The organism is Pseudomonas sp. LJDD11 (assembly GCF_024584215.1).
Taxonomy (GTDB): Bacteria; Pseudomonadota; Gammaproteobacteria; order Pseudomonadales; family Pseudomonadaceae; genus Aquipseudomonas.
On record NZ_JANJFL010000013.1, the window covers coordinates 81,594 to 103,186 of the forward strand.

Below are 21,593 nucleotides of genomic sequence, written 5' to 3' on the forward strand. Positions count from 1 at the left end.
GCAGACTGGATTGCGAATACGCCATGACCCTGCAGTATCAAACCATTGCCGATTGCGTCGGCAACACACCGCTGGTGCGCCTGCAGCGCCTCGGCGGTGACACCAGCAATACCCTCCTGTTGAAACTTGAAGGTAACAACCCCGCAGGTTCGGTCAAAGACCGTCCGGCGCTGTCGATGATCACCCGCGCCGAGTTGCGCGGGCAGATCCAGCCCGGCGATACCCTGATCGAAGCCACCTCCGGCAACACCGGCATTGCCCTGGCCATGGCGGCGGCCATCAAGGGGTACCGCATGATCCTGATCATGCCCGACAACTCCAGTGCCGAGCGCAAGGTCGCGATGACGGCCTATGGCGCCGAGCTGATTCTGGTCAGCAAGGAAGAGGGCATGGAAGGTGCCCGCGACCTGGCCGAGCGCATGCAGGCCGAAGGTCGTGGCAAGGTGCTGGACCAGTTCGCCAACGGTGACAACCCCGAGGCGCACTACACCGGCACCGGCCCGGAAATCTGGCGGCAGACCGGCGGCACCATCACCCACTTTGTCAGCTCGATGGGCACCACCGGCACCATCATGGGTAACTCGCGCTACCTCAAGGAGCAGAACCCCAACGTGCAGATCGTCGGCCTGCAGCCGATGGAAGGCGCAGCCATTCCGGGGATCCGTCGCTGGCCCGAAGAGTACCTGCCCAGCATCTATCAGGCTTCCCGGGTCGATCAGATCATCGACATGGGGCAGGCTGAGGCCGAAGACGTCATGCGTCGCCTGGCCCGTGAAGAAGGCATCTTCTGCGGCGTGTCGTCCGGTGGTGCAGTGGCCGGGATGTTGCGCCTGTCCCGCGAGCTGGAAAACGCCGTGATCGTCGCCATTATCTGTGACCGTGGCGACCGTTACCTGTCGACCGGCGTTTACGACGCACCCAACTGATGGCCAAACAGCAACGAGGGCTGCGTTTCCAGCCCGCCGGTGGCGTTAAAAGCGCGCAGATTCCGGTCGGCAAGAAGCAGCGCCTGGTCATTGAGCGACTGTCCAGCGACGGTCGTGGCATTGCTTTCGCTGACGGCAAGACCTGGTTTGTGGCCGGCAGTCTGGCCGGTGAAGAAGTCGACACGCGGGTCCTCAACGCCCGCGGTAAGGTGGTCGAGGCCCGTACCGAGCGGGTGGTGCGGGCCAGCGAGACACGACGTGCTGCCGCTTGCGAGTATTTCGGTCGCTGTGGCGGCTGCAGCGTGCAGCACATGCCCCACGATCAGCAATTGGCATTCAAGCAGGAAATGCTCGCAGAGCAACTGCAGCGGGTGGCCCAGGTTGCGCCGGAGCAGTGGGCGCCGCCGTTGGTCGGCAGCGAGCTGGCCTACCGGCGCCGGGCCCGGGTCGCGGTGCGCTGGGACAACAAGGCGCGCCAGCTGGAGGTCGGCTTCCGCGCTGCGGCGAGCCAGGACATCGTCAATGTGCGCCATTGCCCGGTGCTGGTCGAAGAACTCCAGCCGCTGATGGCCAGCCTGCCTGAGTTGCTGGGGCGGCTAGCCAAGCCCCAGGCATTGGGGCATGTCGAGCTGTTCAGTGGTACGGCCCTGGCACTGCTGGTCCGGCATGTCGCGCCGCTGGCTGCTACCGATCTGGCCATACTGGGTGAATTCTGTGATCAACAGGGCGTGCAGCTCTGGCTGCACGGCGATGGCGAGCCGTATCCGCTCGACCCGCAGCAGACCCTGGGCTATCGCCTCGAACCCTGGGATATGCAACTGGCCTGGCGGCCTGGAGATTTCATTCAGGTCAACGCGGCGGTCAACACCGCGATGATCGACCAGGCCCTGCAATGGCTGGCGCCCGAGCCGGGCGAGCGGGTCATGGACCTGTTCTGTGGCCTGGGCAATTTCGCCTTGCCGCTGGCTGCACAAGCCCGCGAGGTGGTGGCGGTCGAAGGTGTCCAGGTGATGGTCGATCGCGCCGCACTCAATGCCCGCGACAACGGGCTGCAGAACGTGAAATTTTTCCAGGCTGATCTTTCTCAGCCTTTGACGCAGGCAAGCTGGTCTGTAAAAGGATTTTCTGCGGTACTCTTGGACCCACCACGCGACGGTGCCTTTGAAGTGGTGCGCCAGATCGGCAAGTCGGGGGCCCGGCGGTTGCTGTATGTGTCCTGCAACCCCGCCACCCTGGCCCGTGACGCGCAAGAATTGATCAAACAGGGTTACCGCTTGAAACGAGCCGGAATTCTCGACATGTTTCCTCAAACGGCGCATGTCGAAGCGATGGCGTTATTTGAAATGAAAGAATGAGTGAGTGGACGCCGGTTCATTGGATCGAACCGGTGCCACAGGGAATCTCGTTTAATTCAGACTGGCCCGTGAATGCTGTTGCTTGCTGGCCCGGCAAGTGGCATTCGCTTTAAAAGGCCGGCGACTTTCGGCGCCATTCATCGCGCCGTAGGGAAGGTAAGCAGCATGGTACAGGTGAGAGCACACCAGCCGGTCAACACCGACGGCAGTATCAATCTCGACGCATGGCTCGACCATATTGTCAGTGTCGATCTGATTCTGGATCGCCAGGCCATGAAAGAAGCCTGCGAATTCGCAAGGCTGGCAGAAGAGCAGAACAACCCCACCCATAAAGACGACTGGGCCGACGGCACCTCCAGTTTTCAGACCGGTCTTGAAATTGCCGAGATCCTCGCCGACCTCAAGCTCGATCAGGACTCGCTGATTGCGGCGGTCATTTATCGTGGCGTACGCGAGGGGCTGATTCCCCTCGCGCAGGTCGAAGAACGCTTCGGCGCCACCGTGGCCAAACTGATCGAAGGCGTTCAGCGCATGGCCGCGATCAGTGCCAGCTTCAGCCCGCGCCAGTCGCTGGTGCTGGGCAGCCAGACGCAGGTCGAGAACCTGCGCCGCATGCTGGTGGCAATGGTCGATGACGTGCGCGTGGCGCTGATCAAGCTGGCCGAGCGTACCTGCGCGATTCGTGCGGTAAAAAATGCCGACGAAGAAAAGCGCAACCGCGTTGCCCGGGAAGTCTTCGACATCTATGCCCCGTTGGCCCATCGGCTGGGTATCGGGCATATCAAGTGGGAACTTGAAGACCTCTCGTTCCGCTACCTGGAGCCTGACCAGTACAAACAGATCGCCAAGCTGCTGCATGAGCGGCGGCTGGACCGTGAGCGCTTCATCAGCGATGTGATGACCCAGCTCGACAACGAGCTGCAGGCCACCGGGGTCAAGGCCGATATCAGCGGCCGGGCGAAACACATCTACTCGATCTGGCGCAAGATGCAGCGCAAAGGCCTGGCGTTCAGCCAGATCTACGACGTGCGTGCCGTGCGGGTGCTGGTTCCGGAAATGCGCGACTGCTACACCGCGCTGGGTATCGTCCACACTCTGTGGCGGCATATTCCCAAGGAGTTTGACGACTATATCGCCAACCCCAAGGAGAACGGCTACCGTTCGCTGCACACTGCCGTGATCGGCCCGGAAGGCAAGGTCCTGGAAGTGCAGATCCGCACCCACGCCATGCACGAAGAGGCCGAGCTGGGCGTGTGTGCCCACTGGCGCTACAAGGGCACCGACGTCAAATCCAGCTCCAACCACTACGAAGAGAAGATCTCCTGGCTGCGTCAGGTGCTGGAGTGGCACGAAGAACTGGGTGACATCGGTGGGCTGGCCGAACAGCTGCGGGTCGATATCGAGCCGGACCGGGTCTATGTGTTCACCCCGGACGGTCATGCCATCGACCTGCCCAAGGGCGCGACACCGCTGGATTTCGCTTATCGGGTGCACACCGAGATTGGCCACAACTGCCGCGGTGCGAAGATCAACGGGCGGATCGTACCGCTCAACTACAGCCTGCAGACCGGTGAGCAGGTCGAGATCATCACCAGCAAGAATGGCATCCCCAGCCGAGACTGGCTCAATGCCAACCTCGGTTACATCACCACCTCACGGGCACGGGCCAAGATCGTCCACTGGTTCAAGCTGCAGGCCCGCGACCAGAACGTCGCCGCTGGCCGCACCTTGCTGGAGCGCGAACTGGCGCGCATGGCGTTGCAGCAGGTCGACTTCGAGAAGCTGGCCGACAAGGCCAATTACAAGACCGGCGAAGACATGTTCGCGGCACTGGGTGCCGGTGACCTGCGTCTGACCCAGCTGGTCAACCTGGCGCAGCAGCAAGTCGAGCCGGAGCGGGTCGACGAGGTCGAGCTGATTCCGCGCAAGGCGACCGGTTACAAGCCGGGCAAGCGTGGCGATATCCAGATCCAGGGCGTCGGTAACCTGTTGACCCAGATTGCCGGCTGCTGCCAGCCAGTGCCGGGCGATGCGATTGTCGGCTATATCACTCAGGGGCGTGGCGTGACCATTCACCGGCAGGATTGCGCCTCGGTGTTGCAACTGGGCGGCAAGGAGCCGGAGCGGATCATCCAGGTCAGTTGGGGGCCGGCGCCGGTGCTCACCTACCCGGTGGACATCCTGATTCGTGCCTACGACCGTTCCGGGCTGTTGCGTGACGTCACCCAGGTGCTGCTCAACGAGCGCATCAACGTGCTGGCGGTCAACACCCGCTCGAACAAGGAAGACAACACTGCAACGATGTCGCTGACCATCGAAATTCCGGGGCTCGATGCACTGGGCCGGTTGCTGGGGCGTATTTCCCAGTTGCCGAACATCATCGAGACCCGGCGTAACAAGACGTCGTGATGGACAGCCCGTAGGAGCGGCTTCAGCCGCGAAGATGCGCTTTCGCGGCTGAAGCCGCTCCTACGGGCGACCTTGGGAGCCTTCTATGTACACGCTCGACGATCTGCTCAATCTCATGGCCCGGCTGCGTGATCCGCAGTACGGTTGCCCCTGGGATCTGAAGCAGACTTACGCCAGTATCGTGCCGCACACGCTGGAGGAGGCCTATGAGGTCGCCGACGCCATCGAGCGGGGTGACTACAGGCAGATGCAAGGCGAATTGGGTGACTTGCTGTTCCAGGTGGTGTTCTACGCTCAACTGGCCAAAGAAGAGCAGCGCTTCGAGTTTGCTGCGGTGGTCGATGGCATCACCCGTAAACTGCTGCGCCGTCACCCGCATGTATTTCCCACCGGCGAGCTGTATGCGCCGCTGGAGACGCCGCGTCTGAGTGAAAGCGAAGTCAATCGGCGCTGGGACGAAATCAAGGCTCAGGAGCGTGCCGAGCAGGCTGCCGCGCCCGAGCAGTTGTCGTTACTCGACGACGTGCCGCAAGCCTTGCCGGCGCTGTCCAGAGCCAGCAAGTTGCAAAAGCGTGCGGCCCAGGTGGGCTTCGACTGGCCGGCCGCCTTGCCGGTGGTCGATAAAGTGCGTGAAGAGCTCGACGAAGTGCTGGAAGCCATGGCCGATGGTGATGCCGCAGAAGTGGCCGATGAAATCGGGGACCTGCTGTTTTCGGTGGTCAATCTGGCCCGGCATCTTAAAGTCGACCCGGAAATTGCGCTACGCTCGGCCAATGGCAAGTTTGACAGGCGTTTTCGCTTCATCGAAGCGGTCTTGCACGATCAGGGGCGCGCCCTTGAGGGCTGCAGCCTGGAAGAACTCGATGCCTTGTGGGGCGAAGCCAAACGTCAGGAAAAGAACACAACCCATTGCGGTTGAACCGGATAAAGCGAGTAAAGAATGAGCCTCTCCCTACGCGACCAATTGCTCAAGGCCGGCCTGGTCAACGAAAAACAGGCCAAGCAGGTCAGCAAAGCCAAACAGAAAGAACAGCGTCTGGTTCATAAGGGCCAGATCGAAGCTGACGACTCACAAAAGCGCGCCGCCCAGGAGGCCCAGGCCGAAAAAGCCAAGCGCGACCAGGAGTTGAATCGTCAGCAACAGGAAAAAGCCGAGGCCAAGGCCCGTACGGCGCAGATCAAGCAACTGATCGAAGTGTCCCGCTTGCCCAAGCTCACCACCGAGGACTACTACAACTTCGTCGACGACAAAAAGGTCAAGCGCATCTCGGTCAACACCCTGGTGCGCAACAAACTCAGCAGCGGCTCGCTGGGTATCGTCCACCACGGCGGCGGCTACGAAATCATCCCCCGTGAAGCAGCCCTGAAAATCCAGGAGCGCGACCCACGCCGCATCGTACTGCTCAACGCCCCGACCGAAGAGCCGGATGCCGATGATCCGTACGCTGCGTACCAGATCCCTGATGATTTGATGTGGTAAGTACCGCCACACCCCGGTAGGAGCGGCCGTCGCCACGGCACCGCGCTGTCGCGCAGCAAACACGGAACCCCGTAGGACTGGCTTCAGCCGGGAAGCCTTCGCGGCTGAAGCGGATCGCCGCCCGGCCGCTCCTACGGTGTATTCCTTGCAAATCAACGGGTTGTGGTCTTGTTTGATGAGAGAGCGGCTTTAACCGCGAAAGCTCAAAGCTTCGCAGCTAAAGCTGCTCCTACAAAGGGCTGTGTCTGCTGCACGACGGCGCAATTGTGCTGTGCCTGCTCTTCCAGCGCCTCAAGTTCCTGCTTGTAACGCTGCGCATCAGCCTCATCGTGGAACATCCCCACCAGCTGATCCTGCTGGCGCACATCCCAGATATGAATTCCGTGGCCAATCGCCTCATGAGAGAGGTGGGCTTCGTCGCGTTCAGTCACTGTTACGGTCATGGTGTGATCTCCCGGATCTGATAACTGCGGCGAGATGTCGCAGGTCTTTTTTATAGTTTTTGTTAGCCTGCTAAGTAAATACCCTTTACCGACCATGAAACCCGCGAAATAGCCGAAGCCCTTGAAATACAAGCCCTCGCGCCAGCATGAATGTTTCTTCATGTTTCAAGGGGCAAAGTGGCCGCCCACAAAAAAGCCCCTGATACCTGCGTACCAGAGGCTCTTTGTAACGTACGTCTTAGCGGCCTTTAACCGACTTGCCGTTCACCGTGCCGTCCTGGAGCATGATGTTGTACTCCTTGCCATCGGTCTCGACCTGCTGCAAGCGTACCAGCAGATAATCCCAGTCCTTGGCGAACCACAGCACCGTGATGCGCTTGCTCTGCGTCGGGTCGCGTACCCGCTCGACCTTGATCGCATCGATCTGGCCAGCCTTGGTCGACACGGTCTCCGAACCCAGCACACGGAAGTCGTAGGTGTCGAGCTCGTCACCATCGACCACCTGATAGCTCATGCTCTTCTTGCCGGCCGCCACGTCATGTTGCAGGGCCAGCTGGTACGTGGACTTGTCCAGCACACCACGATTGATCGGCAGCTTGATCGCGTCGCCGCGGTCGCTGCCTGTGACGAACTTGCTCGACCAGTCGAAAGCCAGGTCAACCTTCTTGGACTTGCCCAGACCGCTACGCTCGAACGTGTAGGTCTGTGGCATCAACACATCCTTGTCGACCTTCAGCGTGCTGGACTCGGTCAGGCTGGCAATGACCATCGACGCCTTGAAGTTGAGGTTCCAGGTGCCGTTCTGGCCGGCTTCCAGACTGCGTTCGGCTGTGCCGCTCATGGGCAACTGTTTCCAGTCGGCCGTGTAGCTGGCGGAGAATGGCTGCAGATCGGCCGCCTGGGTGGCAGGCAGGGCGAGCAGGGCGAAAGCGAAGAGCAGTGCGCGACGCATGATGTCTCCTAGTTTCGAATCAGGTGGCCGCTGGCCGGGAGCAGTTGACCATCGAGGCTGGCGCCTTGTTGGTCAAGATGCAGACGCCGCTCAGCGAACCAGCGAATGGCCAGCGGGTAAATCCGGTGTTCCTGGATATGAACGCGTTGCGCCAGAGTCGTGGATGAATCGTGCGACTCTACCGAAATCACTGACTGTACGACCAGTGGTCCGCCATCGAGTTCCTCGGTGACGAAGTGCACGCTGCAACCATGCTCGCGATCACCGGCATCCAGCGCCCGCTGATGGGTATGCAAACCCTTGTAGCGCGGCAGCAGCGAAGGATGAATGTTCAGCAGGCGGCCGTGGTAGTGATTGACGAAACCTGCGCTGAGAATGCGCATGAAGCCGGCCAGCACCACCAGGTCAGGATTGAAGCCGTCAATCAGCTCGACCAGCGCCGCGTCGAACGCCTCGCGTCCGTCGAACTGCTTGTGGTCCAGGACACAGGCGTCAATGCCCGCGTCTTTGGCACGTTGCAGGCCGAATGCATCGGCGCGGTTGGAAATCACGGCGCGGATGCGCGCCGGGCTGTCCGGGGCGCTGAAACTGTCGATCATCGCCTGCAGGTTGCTGCCGGTACCCGACAGCAACACCACGACATTGCAGGGAGCTTGTGTCGATGCTGGCATCAATGCGCCTTGAGGTTGTTCAGCTCGACCTGGGCAGCACCTTCGGCAGCCGCCGCGATCTGACCGATCACCCATGGCTGTTCACCGGCATCACGCAGCACGCTCAGGGTCTTCTCGACCTGGTCTTGCGCAACACAGATGACCATGCCCACGCCGCAGTTCAGGACGCGGTGCATTTCGTGCTCGTCAACGTTGCCCTGCTCTTGCAGCCAGTCGAAGACTGCCGGGCGTTGCCAGCTGGCGACGTCGATGATCGCCTGGGCGCCTTTTGGCAGGACCCGCGGGATGTTGTCGAGCAGACCACCGCCGGTGATGTGGGCCATGGCCTTGACCGCACCGGTGTCCTTGATCAGCTTGAGCAGCGGTTTGACGTAGATGCGCGTTGGCGCCATCAGCAGTTCGGTCAGCGGCTTGCCATCCAGCTGGGTGGCTTCGATGTCGGCACCGCTGACTTCGATGATCTTGCGGATCAGCGAGTAGCCGTTGGAGTGCGGGCCGGAAGACGGCAGGGCGATCAGGGCGTCGCCGGTCACCACTTTGGAGCCGTCGATGATCTCGGCTTTTTCGACCACGCCGACACAGAAGCCGGCCAAGTCGTAGTCTTCGCCTTCGTACATGCCAGGCATTTCAGCGGTTTCGCCACCGACCAGCGAGCAGCCGGCCAGTTCGCAACCGGCGCCGATGCCGGTGACCACGGTCGCCGCGACGTCAACGTTCAGTTTGCCGGTGGCGTAGTAGTCGAGGAAAAACAGCGGCTCGGCACCGCACACCACCAGGTCGTTGACGCACATGGCGACCAGATCCTGGCCAATGCTGTCGTGCTTGTTCAGGTTCAGCGCCAGGCGCAGTTTGGTGCCGACGCCGTCGGTGCCTGAAACCAGCACTGGCTGCTTGTAGCCGGCCGGGATTTCGCAAAGCGCGCCGAAACCTCCCAGGCCGCCCATGACTTCAGGACGTGCGGTGCGCTTGGCGACGCTTTTGATGCGTTCGACCAATGCTTCACCGGCGTCGATGTCTACACCGGCGTCTTTGTAGCTCAGGGAAGGTTGCTTGCTCATAGAAAATCCAGGCCTTTAGGGGGGATTCGGAAGGACAATCGACCGTTGCGGCCGGGTCCGGTCCAGTCTTGCGCAATCGCACAGTGCTGTTTCGGAGCCGATACCATTGTCGGTCTGTGAAGGCGCGCGATTTTAACAGGCTTGCTGCTCTGGAGCCATCCTTGGGCCGACGGGCAGGGCAGCGCTGTACAATCGCGACGTTAATGTGAATGATTGAGCGCCCGCTGCTGTCTCAACCACGAAGTGCCGCGACTGCGTTCTTCCTAGACCAGGAACCTTCCATGCGTTTTTCCAGTTACCTTCTTCTTGGCTGCCTGAGTCTGGCCAGCCTGCCGGGTTTGGCGCAGACCGTGAATGACCTTTATCAAGTCCGCGAACCAGTCACCAGTCAGTCGCCCCAGGAGCGTGACCGGGCTACCCAGGCGGCGGTGCAGACCATGGTGGTGCGCCTGACCGGCAACACCAGGGCCGCCGAGGGGGCGGCGCTGGCCGAGGTGCGCAAGGACCCGCAACAAATCATCAGCCAGTACGGCTATGAGCCTGGCCCGCCGCAGACCCTGCTGGTCGATTTTGACCCGGCCAGCACGGATCGTGCCTTGCGTCAGGCCGGTCTGCCGATCTGGGGCAGCAACCGCCCGAGCATTCTTGGCTGGTGGCTGATCGACTCCACTGAAGGCTCGAATCTGGTCGGCGACGCGCAGGAGGCTGCCGCGCCGCTGCGCCGCGCCGCTCAGCATCGCGGTCTGCCCATGCAGTTGCCGCTGGCCGATCTGAGCGAGCAGGGTGTCGGCACCGCACATCATCTGTCCGCCAGTGATCCGGGCGAGCTCAAGCAAGCGTCCGAGCGTTACGGCGCTGACGCCATTCTGGCGGTGCATGCCCGTGAAGAGGGCGGCAAGTGGCAGGCGCAGTGGCGCCTGTGGCTGGGTGAGCAGCGTGAGCAGGGCAATGTCGGCGGCGACAGTGTCGAGGCGCTGGCCGATGCCGTGCTGCTGGCGGTTACCGAGCGCCTGGCGCCACGCTTCGCGGTCAAGCCCGGCGCGACCGCCAGTACGCTGCAGTTCGAGGTTCAGGGCATGAACCTTGAGCGTTATGCGCAATTGATGCGGGTGCTCGAAGCCATGGGCGGCAAGCTGGTACTGGTCGAAGGCGAGCGCAGCACCTTTGCGGTCGGGACCAGTGCCGAGCAACTGCGTAACCAGCTTGGTCTGGCCCGTCTGCAGGAAATCCCGGCCAGTGAGGCCGTGCCCGTGGATGCCAGCGCCCCGGCTACAGCTCCGACGTCAGGTGCTGAGGCTGGCGCGCCCGTCAGTGCCGGCAAACTGTATTTCCGTTGGTAACGGTTTTGCGGGAGATTCTTGATCGCGAAGACTGCCTGAAGTTCATGGCAAATGTGCCGGCTTTACTGGCCTCTTCGCGAGCAGGCTCGCTCCCACGATCACCTTTGATTTGCGCTGAGCGAGCGGCGCTACCCAACGGTGGCTCCTGCGCACCGGTTGTTTGATGAGGAACATCAATGACTGACATAAAACGCTGGTACTGGCTGGGCGCTGCGGCGCTGCTGATCGCCTTTCTATTCTCGCTGCATTCGATCCTGATGCCGTTTCTGGTCGCGTTGCTGCTGGCCTATATGGGCGACCCGCTGGTCGACCGCCTGGAGCGTCTTGGCTTGTCCCGTACCCTCGGCGTAGCAGCGGTGTTCGGTTTGTTTACCTTGATCATGCTGGCGTTGCTGCTGGTGCTGGTGCCGATGCTGGTCAAGCAGTTGATCCGCCTTTATGAGCTGGCCCCGCAGATCCTCGACTGGCTGCAACACACCGCCTTGCCGTGGGCGCAGGCCAAGTTCGGCCTGTCCGATGGCTTCTGGCGGTTCGACAAGCTCAAGACTGCGCTGGCCGGGCATATGGGGCAGGCCGGCGATATCGTTGGCCTGGTGCTCTCCCAGGCCACCGCTTCGAGCCTGGCGCTGATGGCCTGGCTGGCCAATCTGGTGCTGATCCCGGTGGTGAGCTTCTATCTGCTGCGCGACTGGGATCTGATGATGGCCAAGCTGCGCAGCCTGCTGCCGCGCCAGCGTGAAACCCAGATCATGGGCCTTGCCAGTGAATGTCACGAAGTGCTGGGCGCCTTCATTCGCGGCCAGTTGTTGGTGATGGTCGGCCTTGGCGTGATCTATTCGGCCGGGCTGATGCTGGTGGGCCTGGAACTGGGATTGCTGATTGGCATGATTGCCGGTCTGGCAGCGATCGTGCCTTATATGGGCTTCGTTATCGGTATTGGCGCGGCACTGATCGCCGGCTTGTTCCAGTTCGGTGGTGACCTGTATCCGATGCTCGGGATCGTTGCGGTGTTCATGATCGGTCAGGCGCTGGAAGGCATGGTTCTCACCCCTTTGCTGGTGGGCGACCGTATCGGCCTGCACCCGGTGGCGGTGATCTTCGCGATTCTGGCGGGCGGTGAGTTGTTCGGCTTTACTGGCATCCTGTTGGCGTTGCCGGTGGCGGCGGTGATCATGGTGTTGTTGCGCCATGTGCATACCCTGTACAAAGAGTCGGACATGTATGCAGGCAGTCGTGACCCGGAACTTTGATGGCCGATGCTGGCAAACACCGCTGGAGCAGGCGCTGCGAAAAAACGCAAGCCTTTGATTTTGCTTGAAGTCTGTCGCATTGTGCGGTCCGCCTCACGGGTATAGACTTTGCTAACTTTATTCAGAGGTCATCGCTTGCTCCCAGGAAGCGCCCAGTCAGCATGAAACCGGTTCAGCTGCCCCTGAGTGTGCGTCTGCGCGATGACGCCACTTTCATCAATTACTATCCCGGCGCCAACGCGGCGGCCCTCGGCTATGTCGAGCGGTTGTGCGAGGCCGATGCGGGATGGACCGAAAGCCTCATCTATCTGTGGGGCAAAGACGGGGTGGGGCGCTCTCATCTGTTGCAGGCGGCCTGCCTGCGCTTCAAGCAACTGGGCGAGCCGGCGGTCTACCTGCCGCTGACCGAGTTGCTCGAGCAGGGCGTCGAGCTGTTCGATCATCTTGAGCAGTACGAACTGGTTTGCCTGGATGACTTGCAGGCCATCGCCGGCAAGGCTGACTGGGAAGAGGCGCTGTTTCACCTGTTCAATCGTTTGCGTGACAGTGGCCGGCGTTTATTGATTGCCGCGTCCAAGTCACCCCGCGAGCTGTCGATCAAGCTGCCTGACCTCAAGTCACGCCTGACCATGGCGCTGGTGTTCCAGATGCGCGGCCTGTCTGATGAAGACAAGCTGCGCGCCTTGCAACTGCGTGCCTCGCGCCGTGGCCTGCACCTCACCGACGAAGTCGGGCATTTCATTCTGACCCGTGGCACGCGCAGCATGAGTGCGTTGTTCGAACTGCTTGAACGCCTCGATCAGGCCTCGCTGCAAGAAAAGCGCAAACTGACCATTCCTTTTCTCAAGGAAACCCTTGGGTGGTAGCGGCGCCGCTCGATCAGCAACTGATCCGCCAGGCCGCCGCCGCCTTGCGGCATGCCCAACGTATTCTGATCATCACCGGTGCCGGTCTGTCGGCCGATTCAGGGTTGCCGACCTATCGTGGTCTGGGCGGCCTGTATAACGGCCGTACCGATGATGGCTTGCCTATTGAAATGGCGCTGTCCGGGCCGATGCTGCGCCGCGATCCGGCGCTGTGCTGGAAATACATCGCTGAACTGGGCAAGGCCTGCCTTGCTGGCGAGCCCAACATCGCCCATTACGCCATCGCGCAATTACAGCGCCTCAAGCCTGATTGCTGGGTGCTGACCCAGAATGTCGATGGCTATCACCGGGCTGCGGGCAGTCCGCCGGAGCGCCTGATCGAGATTCATGGGCAAATGACTCCGCTGTTTTGCCAGGCGTGCGGCGCCGAAGACCCGCAACTGGCCGGGCACCTGTCAGCCGAGCTACCGCCGCTGTGTAGCCATTGTCATGGCATTTTGCGACCGCCGGTTGTTCTGTTCCAGGAAATGCTCCCTGAGCCCGCTATAGACGCTCTGCAAGCGCAAATGGCGCTGGGCTTCGACGCGGTGCTGAGTATCGGCACCACCGCCAGCTTTCCCTATATTCACGAGCCGGTGTTGCGCACGCGGATTACCGGCGGCTTTACCCTGGAAATCAATCCTCAGGCCACTGATCACAGTGCGGGGATGGATATTTTCCTGCAGGGCCGGGCGGCACATGTCATGCCGGAACTCATAAGTCACATTTAATTCGATAGAATTTGCAAATCGGTTGGATAGCGGGCATAGTCGCGGCTCCTCATTTTTTGACGCCACGGTCGTGCCCATGCAAGTTTTACGCTTCGCACCCCTCGTGCCACTCGCTTTAGTTACTTTTCTATTCGGCTGCTCCACCCAGTCATCGGTGACCCAGCCAGAGCAATTCGCTCAATACCAGAATTCCGTTACCGCTCAATCCAGTGCCCGTCAGGCGCACAACATCCGTGCCCAGCAGGCTCTGGAAGCGGAAGAAGAGCTGGCCGAGTTCACCGACGAGAACGCCTACCAGCTGCCGTTGCTGGCAGACAGCATTCTGGAGCGCGGCAAGGCGCTGATCGGCACCCGTTACCGCTTTGGCGGCAACTCCACTGCCGGTTTCGATTGCAGCGGTTTCATCAGCTACCTGTTCCGCGAAGAAGCCGGCATGACCCTGCCGCGTTCGAGCCGCGACATGATGAAAATCGACGCCCCGCAGGTCTCGCGTCATGACCTCAAGCCAGGCGACCTGCTGTTCTTCAGCACTGCCGGCCGCGGCCGTATCAGCCACGCTGCGATCTATCTGGGCGACGACCAGTTCATCCACTCCAGCAGCCGCCGTAGCGGTGGGGTGCGGATCGACAGCCTGGACGACACCTACTGGAGCAAAACCTTCGTCGAAGCCAAGCGCGCTCTGGTGTTGGCACCAGCCTCCGGTGAGGCCCAGACCACTGCAATGACTTCCACCAGCGTCAAGCCGGTCAGCAACAAGCGTCATAACTAACACAAGCTGTTTGAAACGGCCTGTTAACTGGAAAGCCCGTTTGGTCGGATTGTCTGAAACCTCTGCAAAGCGCTCTGGTCTTCAGCTAGTCTCTCTTAACGGGCTTTCTAGCTTTCGGCAGTAAAGCCGCATTCCTGATGGAGTTTTTGTGGTCATGTCGATTTTCTTACGCTGTGCCGTGATCTCTCTCGCTGCGCTGCTCGGCGCCTGCGCCAGCGCGCCGCCGCCCAAACCCAAGGTCGTCCAGCGTCCGGTGATCGTCGCGCCTGCGGTGCTGAATTCACCCGCTGCCGAAGACGTGCTGTTTCGCGCGCTAGGCCTGGTCGGCACGCCTTACCGCTGGGGCGGTAATACCCCGGACTCCGGCTTCGACTGCAGTGGCCTGATCGGCTATGTCTACCGCGACATGGCGGGCATCAGCCTGCCGCGTTCGACCCGCGACATGATCGTGATGAAAGCGCCCAACGTCGGCCGCGAGAACCTGCAGACCGGCGACCTGGTGTTCTTCGCCACCTCCGGCGGCTCGCAGGTCTCCCATGCCGGCATCTACGTCGGCGAAGGCCGCTTCGTGCATGCCCCGGCCACTGGCGGCACCGTCAAGCTCGACAGCCTCGGCTCGCCTTATTGGCAGAAAGCCTACCTGAACGCCAAGCGCGTTCTGGAGCCTTCCAGCCTGGCGCAGAACAACCGTTGAGCCGCTTGGGTGTTCGCCCGGACACCCAGATTGTAGGAGCGGCTTCAGCCGCGAAGCGTCGCCATTGCTTTCGCTTCTGTTGTTGCTTTTGCTTTTTGAACCGAGTTATCACAGACGCCGCCGAACGCGACGATTGGCGCCGGAGCGAGGGAACCCCGCCCCGAAGGGCGGGGCCAAGACCGGAGCAATGCCTTTGGTTAGTTTGGGCGAAACCAAAGTAACCCGCTCGTAAAGAACGGAACCTGGCGAACAGACAACTGCGGCAAAGACCCTGTGCACAACGCTAAAGATCTTCGCGGCTAAAGCCGCTCCTACGCTCAGACGCGCCGATACCCGACCCGATACCGTTTGACGCTCCATGCCCAACCCTCTACCCTTCGCGGTTTGTTTCAGGTGCCCGGCAGCCAACGGCTGGCAGGGTGAAACAGGGAAGCCGGTGGGAAGACACGCACTTCGATTCCGGCGCTGCCCCCGCAACGGTAAATGAGTCAAGACCGCGCATCGTGCCACTGGACATTCTCCGGGAAGGCGCACGGTCGGCAGGCAATGCCTCGCTCATGAGCCCGGAGACCGGCCTGTCACGTATTCAAGGCATCACGGCGGGCGATGCTCTGCGCAAGGCAACTGACTGCCTTGGCGTTCTGTCGTCCTGTTGTCTGCTTTCGCCTGCCTTTCCAGCGGAGAGCTGAGATGAACGAGTCCCTCGAACGCGACGAGCGCCATCTGGCGCGCATGCAGCGTAAAAAAGCCATTATCGATGAACGCATCGCCAACTCGCCCAACGAGTGCGGCCTGCTGCTGGTGCTGGGCGGCAATGGCAAGGGCAAGAGCAGCTCGGCCTTTGGCATGCTCGCCCGGGCGATGGGCCACGATATGCAGTGTGGCGTGGTGCAATTTATCAAGGGCCGTAACGCCACTGGCGAAGAGCTGTTCTTCCGCCGTTTCCCCGACCAGGTGCGTTATCACGTCATGGGCGAGGGCTTTACCTGGGAAACCCAGGACCGCCAGCGCGACATCGCCGCTGCCGAAGCGGCCTGGCAAGTGTCGAAGCAGTTGCTCAGCGACCCGAACATCAATCTGGTGATCCTCGACGAGCTGAATATCGCGCTCAAACACGGCTACCTCGACCTGGAGCAGGTGCTCAACGACCTGCAGGCGCGCCCGCCGATGCAGCACGTCGTGGTGACCGGTCGCGGGGCAAAACCGGAACTGATCGAGCTGGCCGATACCGTCTCGGAGATCGGCATGGTCAAGCATGCCTTCCAGGCCGGCATCCGGGCGCAGAAGGGCATCGAACTGTGAGTGATGCGCAAGCGCGACAATGTCCTGCGGTACTGATCGCCGCGCCGGCGTCCGGCCAGGGCAAGACTACCGTCACTGCTGCCCTGGCACGTTTGCATCGCAATCAGGGCCGCAAGGTCCGGGTGTTCAAGTGCGGGCCGGACTTTCTCGACCCGATGATTCTCGAACGCGCCAGTGGTGCGCCGGTCTATCAACTGGACCTGTGGATGGTCGGCGCCGATGAAAGCCGGCGGCTGCTCTGGGAGGCGGCCGCTGAGGCTGACCTGATCCTGATTGAAGGGGTTATGGGCCTGTTCGATGGCACGCCCTCCAGCGCGGATCTGGCCCGCCACTTCGGGGTGCCGGTGCTGGGCGTTATTGACGGTACTGCCATGGCCCAGACCTTTGGCGCACTGGCGCTGGGACTGGCCCGTTATCAGCCAGACCTGCCATTCGCCGGTGTGCTGGCCAACCGGGTTGGCACGGTGCGCCATGCGCAGTTGCTGGAAAACAGCCTGACCGAAGGCCTGCGCTGGTACGGCGCGTTGTCACGTGAAACCGGTATTGAACTGCCCAGTCGGCATTTGGGCCTGGTGCAGGCCAGCGAACTGAATGACCTGGATGCGCGCCTAGATGCTGCGGCCGAGGCGCTGGCCGGCACTTGCGAAGTTGCGCTGCCGCCGCCGGTCAGTTTTGCTGCGCCCGAGCCGCAACCGGTCGAGCCCTGGCTGGCCGGGGTGCGGGTTGCGATTGCCCGTGACGAAGCTTTTGCTTTCACCTACGGCGCCAGCCTGGAGTTGCTGCGCACCATGGGCGCGGAGCTGAAGTTCTTTTCGCCGATTCACGACAGCCAGTTGCCCGAAGCGGACAGCCTGTACCTGCCCGGCGGTTACCCTGAATTGCACCACGTTGCGTTGCAGGCCAACCGCTCGATGCGCGATGCGATTGCCGCCCACCATGCACAGGGCAAGCCGCTGCTGGCCGAATGTGGCGGCATGCTGTATCTGCTCGACGCACTGACCGATGTCGACGGGGTGCGCGCTGAGTTGGCCGGCCTGCTGCCCGGTGAGGCGACCATGCAGAAGCGCCTGGCGGCGTTGGCACTGCAAGCGGTGACGCTGCCTGAGGGCGTGTTGCGCGGGCACACCTATCACCATTCGCTGACCAGCACTGAGCTGGAGCCGATTGCCCGAGGCATCAGCCCAAATGGCGGACGCGGCGCGGAAGCTGTGTACCGGCTGGGCCGGCTGACCGCCTCTTATGTGCACTTTTATTTCCCTTCCAACCCCCAGGCGGTGGCGGCGTTGCTGAAACCATGAGTGAAGCAGCCTTTAGCCCGGATGAGCGGGCCGCGGTGTACCGGGCAATTGCCGAGCGCCGCGACATGCGTCATTTCAGCGGTGGCACGGTGGCGCCCGAGGTTCTGGCGCGCTTGCTCGAAGCCGCGCACCACGCGCCGAGCGTCGGCCTGATGCAGCCTTGGCGCTTTATCCGGATCACTGATACGGCGCTGCGCAACCGCATGCAAGAGCAGGTCGAGCAGGAGCGGGTCCGCACCGCTGAAGCATTGGGCGAGCGCGCCGATGAATTCATGAAGCTCAAGGTCGAGGGTATCAGCGACTGTGCCGAGGTGATCGTCGCGGCGCTGATGGACGGCCGTGAGCAGTTTGTCTTTGGCCGACGCACGATGCCGGAAATGGACATCGCCTCAATGTCCTGCGCCATTCAGAATATGTGGCTGGCGGCCCGCGCCGAAGGGCTGGGCATGGGCTGGGTGTCGCTGTTCGATCCTGACAACCTGGCCGCCCTGCTGAACATGCCCGAGGGCGCCCGACCGTTGGCGATTCTATGCCTGGGGCCGGTCACCGGTTTCTATCCGGCACCCATGCTGGTGCTCGAAGGCTGGGCGCAAGAGCGCCCGCTGGAACAACTGCTGTATGAGAATCAATGGGGAGTGCATCGATGAGTGTGGCGCTGTTGAGCGTAGCGGGGGTGGCGCTGGATGCGTTGCTTGGAGAACCGAAACGCTCGCATCCGCTGGTGGCGTTCGGGCGATACGCCGAGCGCATCGAACAGCGTTTCAATGCCGCCGGGCGCGGCTGGCGCAGTCATGGGGTCACCGCCTGGGTGCTGGCGGTGATTCCGCTGACCCTGCTGATCACCTTGCTGAGCTGGCTGCCTTATATCGGGCTGCTGGTGGACATTCTGGCGTTGTACTGCGCGCTGGGCCTGCGCAGCCTCGGCGAGCATGTGCAGCCGGTCGCGGCGGCGTTGCGTGGCGGTGACCTCGACCAGGCGCGGCAGCGGGTCGGTTATCTGGTCAGCCGCCAGACTTCGGAGCTTGACGCCAATGGCGTGGCCCGCGCGGCCACCGAGTCGGTGCTGGAAAATGGCAGCGATGCGGTATTCGCCGCGTTGTTCTGGTTTGTCGTGGCCGGTGCGCCCGGGGTGGTGCTGTATCGCCTGAGCAATACCCTCGACGCTATGTGGGGTTACCGCAACGAGCGCTTCGAGCGCTTCGGCTGGGCGGCGGCGAAGATCGACGACGTGCTCAATTACATTCCTGCGCGGCTGGTGGCCTTGACCTACGCGCTGCTGGGCAAAACCCGCCTGGCGCTGCGTTGCTGGCGCACCCAGGGGCCGACCTGGGACAGCCCCAATGCTGGCCCTGTGATGGCGGCGGGCGCTGGCGCGCTGGGGGTCGAGCTGGGCGGTGCAGCGATTTATCACGGTGAGTTGCACGAGCGTCCAGCGCTGGGCGAAGGCCGGCCTGCCGATGCCGAGTCCATCGAAGCCGGCTGGCAACTGGTGCAGCGCGGCGTATGGCTGTGGCTGCTGATTCTCTGCGTGGGAGCGCAACTCTATGCTTGAACATGGCGGCCGGCTACGCGCAGCGGCGCAGCAGTACGCGATTGCCGAGGCCGACTGGCTGGACCTGTCCACCGGTATCGCGCCGTGGTCCTGGCCGATTGCGCCGGTCGATGCGCGCGACTGGGCACGTTTGCCAGAAACCGATGACGGTCTGGAGGCGGCGGCTTGCGCTTATTACAACGCCGCGCAGGTGTTGCCGGTGCCGGGGTCCCAGGCCGCCATTCAGGCGTTGCCTCGCTTGCGTGGCCCCGTCGGCAAGGTTGGCGTGCTGTCGCCGTGTTACGCCGAGCATGCTCATGCCTGGCGCAAGAGCGGTTTTCTGGTGCGTGAAGTGCTGGAGCATGAAGTCGAGCACTTCATCGACGTCTTCAACGTGCTGGTGGTGGTCAACCCGAACAACCCCACCGGCCGTTTGATTGCGCCTGAGCAGTTGCTCAAATGGCATGCCCGGCTGGCCGAGCGCGGTGGCTGGCTGGTGGTGGACGAGGCGTTTATGGACACCGCGCCGGCGCACAGCCTGGCGGCCGAAACCTGGCGCAGCGGGCTTATCGTGTTGCGCTCGTTTGGCAAGTTTTTTGGCCTGGCCGGTGCGCGCCTGGGCTTTGTGCTGGCTGAGGCCGGTTTGTTGCAGGCACTGGCGAGCGAGATCGGCCCCTGGGCCGTCAGCGGCCCCACCCGCAAGGTCGGGCTGGCGTGCCTGAGCGATCTGCCCGGCCAGCAATTGCAGCGGGAGCGTTGTGAATATGCGGCGCTGCGCTTGTCAGCGCTGCTCAGCGCTCATGGTCTGGAACCTGACGGCGGTTGCGCACTGTTTCAATGGCTGGTCACTGCCCATGCTGAGCCGTTGCACGAGTTTGCTGCCCGGCGTGGAGTGTTGCTGCGCTTGTTCAAGGCAGAGCGTGCCGAACACAGCAGCCTGCGTTTTGGCCTGCCGCACAGTGAAGCTGACTGGCAGCGCCTGGAAACCCTGCTGCATGACTACCGCAAGGACCTGAAATGACCACCCTGATGGTGCAAGGCACCACCTCCGATGCGGGCAAAAGCACGCTGGTAACCGGCCTGTGCCGCTGGCTCAAACGCCAGGGCATCAGTGTGGTGCCGTTCAAACCGCAGAACATGGCGCTCAACAGCGCGGTCACTGCCGACGGCGGCGAGATTGGCCGTGCCCAGGCTGTACAGGCCCAGGCCAGCGGTCTTGAACCGCACACCGACATGAACCCGGTGCTGCTCAAACCCAATACCGACACCGGCTCGCAGGTGATCATTCATGGGCGGGCGGTGACCACCATGAATGCGGTGGCTTATCACGGTTACAAAGCCATCGCCATGCAAGCTGTGCTCGACTCGCACCAGCGCCTGGGCGCGGCGTATCAAGTGGTGATGGTCGAAGGCGCCGGCTCACCGGCCGAGATCAACTTGCGCGAGAACGACATCGCCAATATGGGCTTTGCCGAGGCGGTGGACTGCCCGGTGCTGTTGATTGCCGACATTAACCGCGGCGGGGTGTTTGCCCACCTGGTCGGTACGCTGGAGCTGCTCTCGCCCAGCGAGCAGGCGCGGGTCAAGGGCTTTATCATCAACCGCTTTCGTGGTGATGTGGCGTTGCTGCAGCCAGGCCTGGACTGGCTGGAGCAACGCACCGGCAAGCCGGTAGTGGGTGTGCTGCCCTACCTGATGGATTTGCATCTGGAAGCCGAAGACGGTCTGGACCGACGCCAGACCGAAAAGCTCGACAAGGTACTCAACGTGGTGGTGCCGGTGCTGCCGCGCATCAGCAATCACACGGACTTTGACCCGCTGCGCCTGCACCCGCAGGTTAACTTGCAGTTCATCAGCGCCGGCCAGCCGATTCCGCCCGCCGACCTGATCATCCTGCCTGGCTCCAAGAGCGTGCGCAGTGACCTGGCGTATCTGCGCGCCAATGGCTGGGAGCCGGCGATCGCCCGGCATCTGCGCTATGGCGGCAAGCTGTTGGGCATTTGCGGCGGGCTGCAGATGCTCGGTGAGCAGGTGCATGACCCGTTGGGCCTGGAAGGCGCGCCGGGTTCCAGTGCCGGTTTTGCTCTGCTACAGATCAGCACGGTGCTGGAGGCGCAAAAGCAACTGCGTAACGTGCGCGGTGTGCTGAGCCTGGAAGGCGCCGAGGTCAGCGGCTACGAGATTCATGCCGGGGTCACCAGTGGCCCGGCCCTGGAGCAACCAGCGGTGCAATTGGCAGACGGTCGCTGTGATGGCGCGCAAAGCGCCGATGGCCAGGTGCTTGGCACCTATCTGCATGGCCTGTTTGAATCGCCGGCCGCTTGCGGCGCGCTGCTGCGCTGGGCCGGGCTTGAAGACGTGCAGAGTGTTGACTATCACGCGCTGCGCGAGCGCGATATCGAACGCCTCGCCGATCTGGTCGACAAGCACCTCGATGGCGCGCTGTTGCGTGGGCTGTGCGGTCTGGAGAACAACTGAC

The 21,593-nt window shown here is 62.2% G+C and carries 21 protein-coding genes and 1 riboswitch; of the genes, 17 read left to right on the plus strand and 4 right to left on the minus strand.

The window, feature by feature from the left end:
- The first annotated feature begins 23 nt into the window (after nucleotides 1–23).
- The 5 genes from cysM (at nucleotide 24) to NRB16_RS16310 (ending at nucleotide 6,170) form a co-directional block, all read left to right on the plus strand.
- Nucleotides 24–926: a cysteine synthase CysM gene (gene cysM / locus NRB16_RS16290; RefSeq protein WP_045482149.1), complete on the plus strand. Its 903-nt coding sequence runs from the start codon at nucleotides 24–26 to the stop codon at nucleotides 924–926.
- On the plus strand, nucleotides 926–2,281 hold the full coding sequence (gene rlmD, locus NRB16_RS16295) for a 23S rRNA (uracil(1939)-C(5))-methyltransferase RlmD (protein WP_045482146.1): 1,356 nt from the start codon (nucleotides 926–928) through the stop codon (nucleotides 2,279–2,281). Before cysM ends, rlmD begins: the two co-directional genes overlap by 1 nt.
- A gap of 165 nt (nucleotides 2,282–2,446) precedes the next feature.
- Complete coding sequence (gene relA, locus NRB16_RS16300) at nucleotides 2,447–4,690, plus strand: GTP diphosphokinase (protein ID WP_045482143.1); 2,244 nt, start codon at nucleotides 2,447–2,449, stop codon at nucleotides 4,688–4,690.
- 85 nt (nucleotides 4,691–4,775) lie between these two features.
- On the plus strand, nucleotides 4,776–5,609 hold the full coding sequence (mazG, locus tag NRB16_RS16305; protein ID WP_257106511.1) for a nucleoside triphosphate pyrophosphohydrolase: 834 nt from the start codon (nucleotides 4,776–4,778) through the stop codon (nucleotides 5,607–5,609).
- A 21-nt stretch (nucleotides 5,610–5,630) separates the two neighbouring features.
- Complete coding sequence (locus tag NRB16_RS16310) at nucleotides 5,631–6,170, plus strand: DUF2058 domain-containing protein (RefSeq protein WP_257106512.1); 540 nt, start codon at nucleotides 5,631–5,633, stop codon at nucleotides 6,168–6,170.
- 203 nt (nucleotides 6,171–6,373) lie between these two features.
- Here the strand turns inward: NRB16_RS16310 and NRB16_RS16315 are convergent, their stop codons facing one another.
- From NRB16_RS16315 to purM, 4 genes are all read right to left on the minus strand, one after another.
- Nucleotides 6,374–6,775 (minus strand): hypothetical protein, encoded by a 402-nt coding sequence (locus NRB16_RS16315; RefSeq protein ID WP_257106533.1) that lies wholly within the window; start codon nucleotides 6,773–6,775, stop codon nucleotides 6,374–6,376.
- Between the two features lie 76 nt (nucleotides 6,776–6,851).
- The gene (locus NRB16_RS16320; protein ID WP_045482137.1) at nucleotides 6,852–7,565 is read right to left on the minus strand and encodes a DUF3108 domain-containing protein; all 714 of its coding nucleotides are present in this window, start codon (nucleotides 7,563–7,565) and stop codon (nucleotides 6,852–6,854) included.
- 8 nt (nucleotides 7,566–7,573) lie between these two features.
- The gene (gene purN, locus NRB16_RS16325) at nucleotides 7,574–8,236 is read right to left on the minus strand and encodes a phosphoribosylglycinamide formyltransferase (protein WP_045482134.1); all 663 of its coding nucleotides are present in this window, start codon (nucleotides 8,234–8,236) and stop codon (nucleotides 7,574–7,576) included.
- Nucleotides 8,236–9,294 carry a phosphoribosylformylglycinamidine cyclo-ligase gene (purM, locus tag NRB16_RS16330; protein WP_257106513.1) on the minus strand — a complete coding sequence of 353 codons (1,059 nt, stop codon included), beginning with the start codon at nucleotides 9,292–9,294 and terminating at the stop codon, nucleotides 8,236–8,238. Before purM ends, purN begins: the two co-directional genes overlap by 1 nt.
- A 281-nt stretch (nucleotides 9,295–9,575) precedes the next feature.
- Between purM and NRB16_RS16335 the strand changes: the two genes are divergently transcribed.
- The 12 genes from NRB16_RS16335 to NRB16_RS16390 all read left to right on the plus strand — a co-directional run bounded on the left by NRB16_RS16335 (nucleotide 9,576) and on the right by NRB16_RS16390 (nucleotide 21,592).
- On the plus strand, nucleotides 9,576–10,634 hold the full coding sequence (locus tag NRB16_RS16335) for a DUF2066 domain-containing protein (RefSeq protein WP_257106514.1): 1,059 nt from the start codon (nucleotides 9,576–9,578) through the stop codon (nucleotides 10,632–10,634).
- Between the two features lie 176 nt (nucleotides 10,635–10,810).
- The gene (locus NRB16_RS16340; protein WP_045482125.1) at nucleotides 10,811–11,884 is read left to right on the plus strand and encodes an AI-2E family transporter; all 1,074 of its coding nucleotides are present in this window, start codon (nucleotides 10,811–10,813) and stop codon (nucleotides 11,882–11,884) included.
- A gap of 161 nt (nucleotides 11,885–12,045) precedes the next feature.
- Nucleotides 12,046–12,750 carry a DnaA regulatory inactivator Hda gene (gene hda, locus NRB16_RS16345; RefSeq protein ID WP_045482122.1) on the plus strand — a complete coding sequence of 235 codons (705 nt, stop codon included), beginning with the start codon at nucleotides 12,046–12,048 and terminating at the stop codon, nucleotides 12,748–12,750.
- Nucleotides 12,744–13,520 carry an NAD-dependent deacylase gene (locus NRB16_RS16350; protein WP_045482119.1) on the plus strand — a complete coding sequence of 259 codons (777 nt, stop codon included), beginning with the start codon at nucleotides 12,744–12,746 and terminating at the stop codon, nucleotides 13,518–13,520. The genes hda and NRB16_RS16350 overlap by 7 nt, the downstream gene beginning before the upstream one ends.
- A 76-nt stretch (nucleotides 13,521–13,596) precedes the next feature.
- A complete protein-coding gene (locus tag NRB16_RS16355) occupies nucleotides 13,597–14,289 on the plus strand; it encodes a C40 family peptidase (RefSeq protein ID WP_045482116.1) in 693 nt (230 codons plus the stop codon).
- Between the two features lie 154 nt (nucleotides 14,290–14,443).
- Nucleotides 14,444–14,983 carry a C40 family peptidase gene (locus tag NRB16_RS16360; protein WP_045482113.1) on the plus strand — a complete coding sequence of 180 codons (540 nt, stop codon included), beginning with the start codon at nucleotides 14,444–14,446 and terminating at the stop codon, nucleotides 14,981–14,983.
- A 374-nt stretch (nucleotides 14,984–15,357) separates the two neighbouring features.
- A riboswitch (cobalamin riboswitch) is annotated at nucleotides 15,358–15,577 on the plus strand.
- Nucleotides 15,578–15,673: 96 nt separating this feature from the next.
- Nucleotides 15,674–16,285 (plus strand): cob(I)yrinic acid a,c-diamide adenosyltransferase, encoded by a 612-nt coding sequence (gene cobO / locus NRB16_RS16365; protein WP_045482110.1) that lies wholly within the window; start codon nucleotides 15,674–15,676, stop codon nucleotides 16,283–16,285.
- Entirely contained in the window at nucleotides 16,282–17,583 is a 1,302-nt protein-coding gene (locus NRB16_RS16370; RefSeq protein ID WP_257106515.1) for a cobyrinate a,c-diamide synthase, read from the plus strand. Before cobO ends, NRB16_RS16370 begins: the two co-directional genes overlap by 4 nt.
- On the plus strand, nucleotides 17,580–18,230 hold the full coding sequence (bluB, locus tag NRB16_RS16375; protein WP_045482104.1) for a 5,6-dimethylbenzimidazole synthase: 651 nt from the start codon (nucleotides 17,580–17,582) through the stop codon (nucleotides 18,228–18,230). Before NRB16_RS16370 ends, bluB begins: the two co-directional genes overlap by 4 nt.
- Nucleotides 18,227–19,135, plus strand: a complete 909-nt coding sequence (cbiB, locus tag NRB16_RS16380; RefSeq protein WP_045482101.1) for an adenosylcobinamide-phosphate synthase CbiB — start codon at nucleotides 18,227–18,229, stop codon at nucleotides 19,133–19,135. Before bluB ends, cbiB begins: the two co-directional genes overlap by 4 nt.
- Entirely contained in the window at nucleotides 19,128–20,135 is a 1,008-nt protein-coding gene (gene cobD / locus NRB16_RS16385; RefSeq protein WP_257106516.1) for a threonine-phosphate decarboxylase CobD, read from the plus strand. Before cbiB ends, cobD begins: the two co-directional genes overlap by 8 nt.
- A complete protein-coding gene (locus NRB16_RS16390; protein WP_257106517.1) occupies nucleotides 20,132–21,592 on the plus strand; it encodes a cobyric acid synthase in 1,461 nt (486 codons plus the stop codon). The genes cobD and NRB16_RS16390 overlap by 4 nt, the downstream gene beginning before the upstream one ends.
- Nucleotide 21,593 lies beyond the last annotated feature (1 nt).

Excerpts from the sequence above, each read along its gene's own strand:
- cysM (WP_045482149.1), top strand. The coding sequence starts at position 24 with ATGACCCTGCAGTATCAAACCATTGCCGATTGCGTCGGCAACACACCG.
- rlmD (WP_045482146.1), top strand. The coding sequence starts at position 926 with ATGGCCAAACAGCAACGAGGGCTGCGTTTCCAGCCCGCCGGTGGCGTT.
- relA (WP_045482143.1), top strand. The coding sequence starts at position 2,447 with ATGGTACAGGTGAGAGCACACCAGCCGGTCAACACCGACGGCAGTATC.
- mazG (WP_257106511.1), top strand. The coding sequence starts at position 4,776 with ATGTACACGCTCGACGATCTGCTCAATCTCATGGCCCGGCTGCGTGAT.
- NRB16_RS16310 (WP_257106512.1), top strand. The coding sequence starts at position 5,631 with ATGAGCCTCTCCCTACGCGACCAATTGCTCAAGGCCGGCCTGGTCAAC.
- NRB16_RS16315 (WP_257106533.1), bottom strand. The coding sequence starts at position 6,775 with ATGAAGAAACATTCATGCTGGCGCGAGGGCTTGTATTTCAAGGGCTTC.
- NRB16_RS16320 (WP_045482137.1), bottom strand. The coding sequence starts at position 7,565 with ATGCGTCGCGCACTGCTCTTCGCTTTCGCCCTGCTCGCCCTGCCTGCC.
- purN (WP_045482134.1), bottom strand. The coding sequence starts at position 8,236 with ATGCCAGCATCGACACAAGCTCCCTGCAATGTCGTGGTGTTGCTGTCG.
- purM (WP_257106513.1), bottom strand. The coding sequence starts at position 9,294 with ATGAGCAAGCAACCTTCCCTGAGCTACAAAGACGCCGGTGTAGACATC.
- NRB16_RS16335 (WP_257106514.1), top strand. The coding sequence starts at position 9,576 with ATGCGTTTTTCCAGTTACCTTCTTCTTGGCTGCCTGAGTCTGGCCAGC.
- NRB16_RS16340 (WP_045482125.1), top strand. The coding sequence starts at position 10,811 with ATGACTGACATAAAACGCTGGTACTGGCTGGGCGCTGCGGCGCTGCTG.
- hda (WP_045482122.1), top strand. The coding sequence starts at position 12,046 with ATGAAACCGGTTCAGCTGCCCCTGAGTGTGCGTCTGCGCGATGACGCC.
- NRB16_RS16355 (WP_045482116.1), top strand. The coding sequence starts at position 13,597 with ATGCAAGTTTTACGCTTCGCACCCCTCGTGCCACTCGCTTTAGTTACT.
- NRB16_RS16360 (WP_045482113.1), top strand. The coding sequence starts at position 14,444 with ATGTCGATTTTCTTACGCTGTGCCGTGATCTCTCTCGCTGCGCTGCTC.
- cobO (WP_045482110.1), top strand. The coding sequence starts at position 15,674 with ATGAACGAGTCCCTCGAACGCGACGAGCGCCATCTGGCGCGCATGCAG.
- bluB (WP_045482104.1), top strand. The coding sequence starts at position 17,580 with ATGAGTGAAGCAGCCTTTAGCCCGGATGAGCGGGCCGCGGTGTACCGG.
- cbiB (WP_045482101.1), top strand. The coding sequence starts at position 18,227 with ATGAGTGTGGCGCTGTTGAGCGTAGCGGGGGTGGCGCTGGATGCGTTG.
- cobD (WP_257106516.1), top strand. The coding sequence starts at position 19,128 with ATGCTTGAACATGGCGGCCGGCTACGCGCAGCGGCGCAGCAGTACGCG.
- NRB16_RS16390 (WP_257106517.1), top strand. The coding sequence starts at position 20,132 with ATGACCACCCTGATGGTGCAAGGCACCACCTCCGATGCGGGCAAAAGC.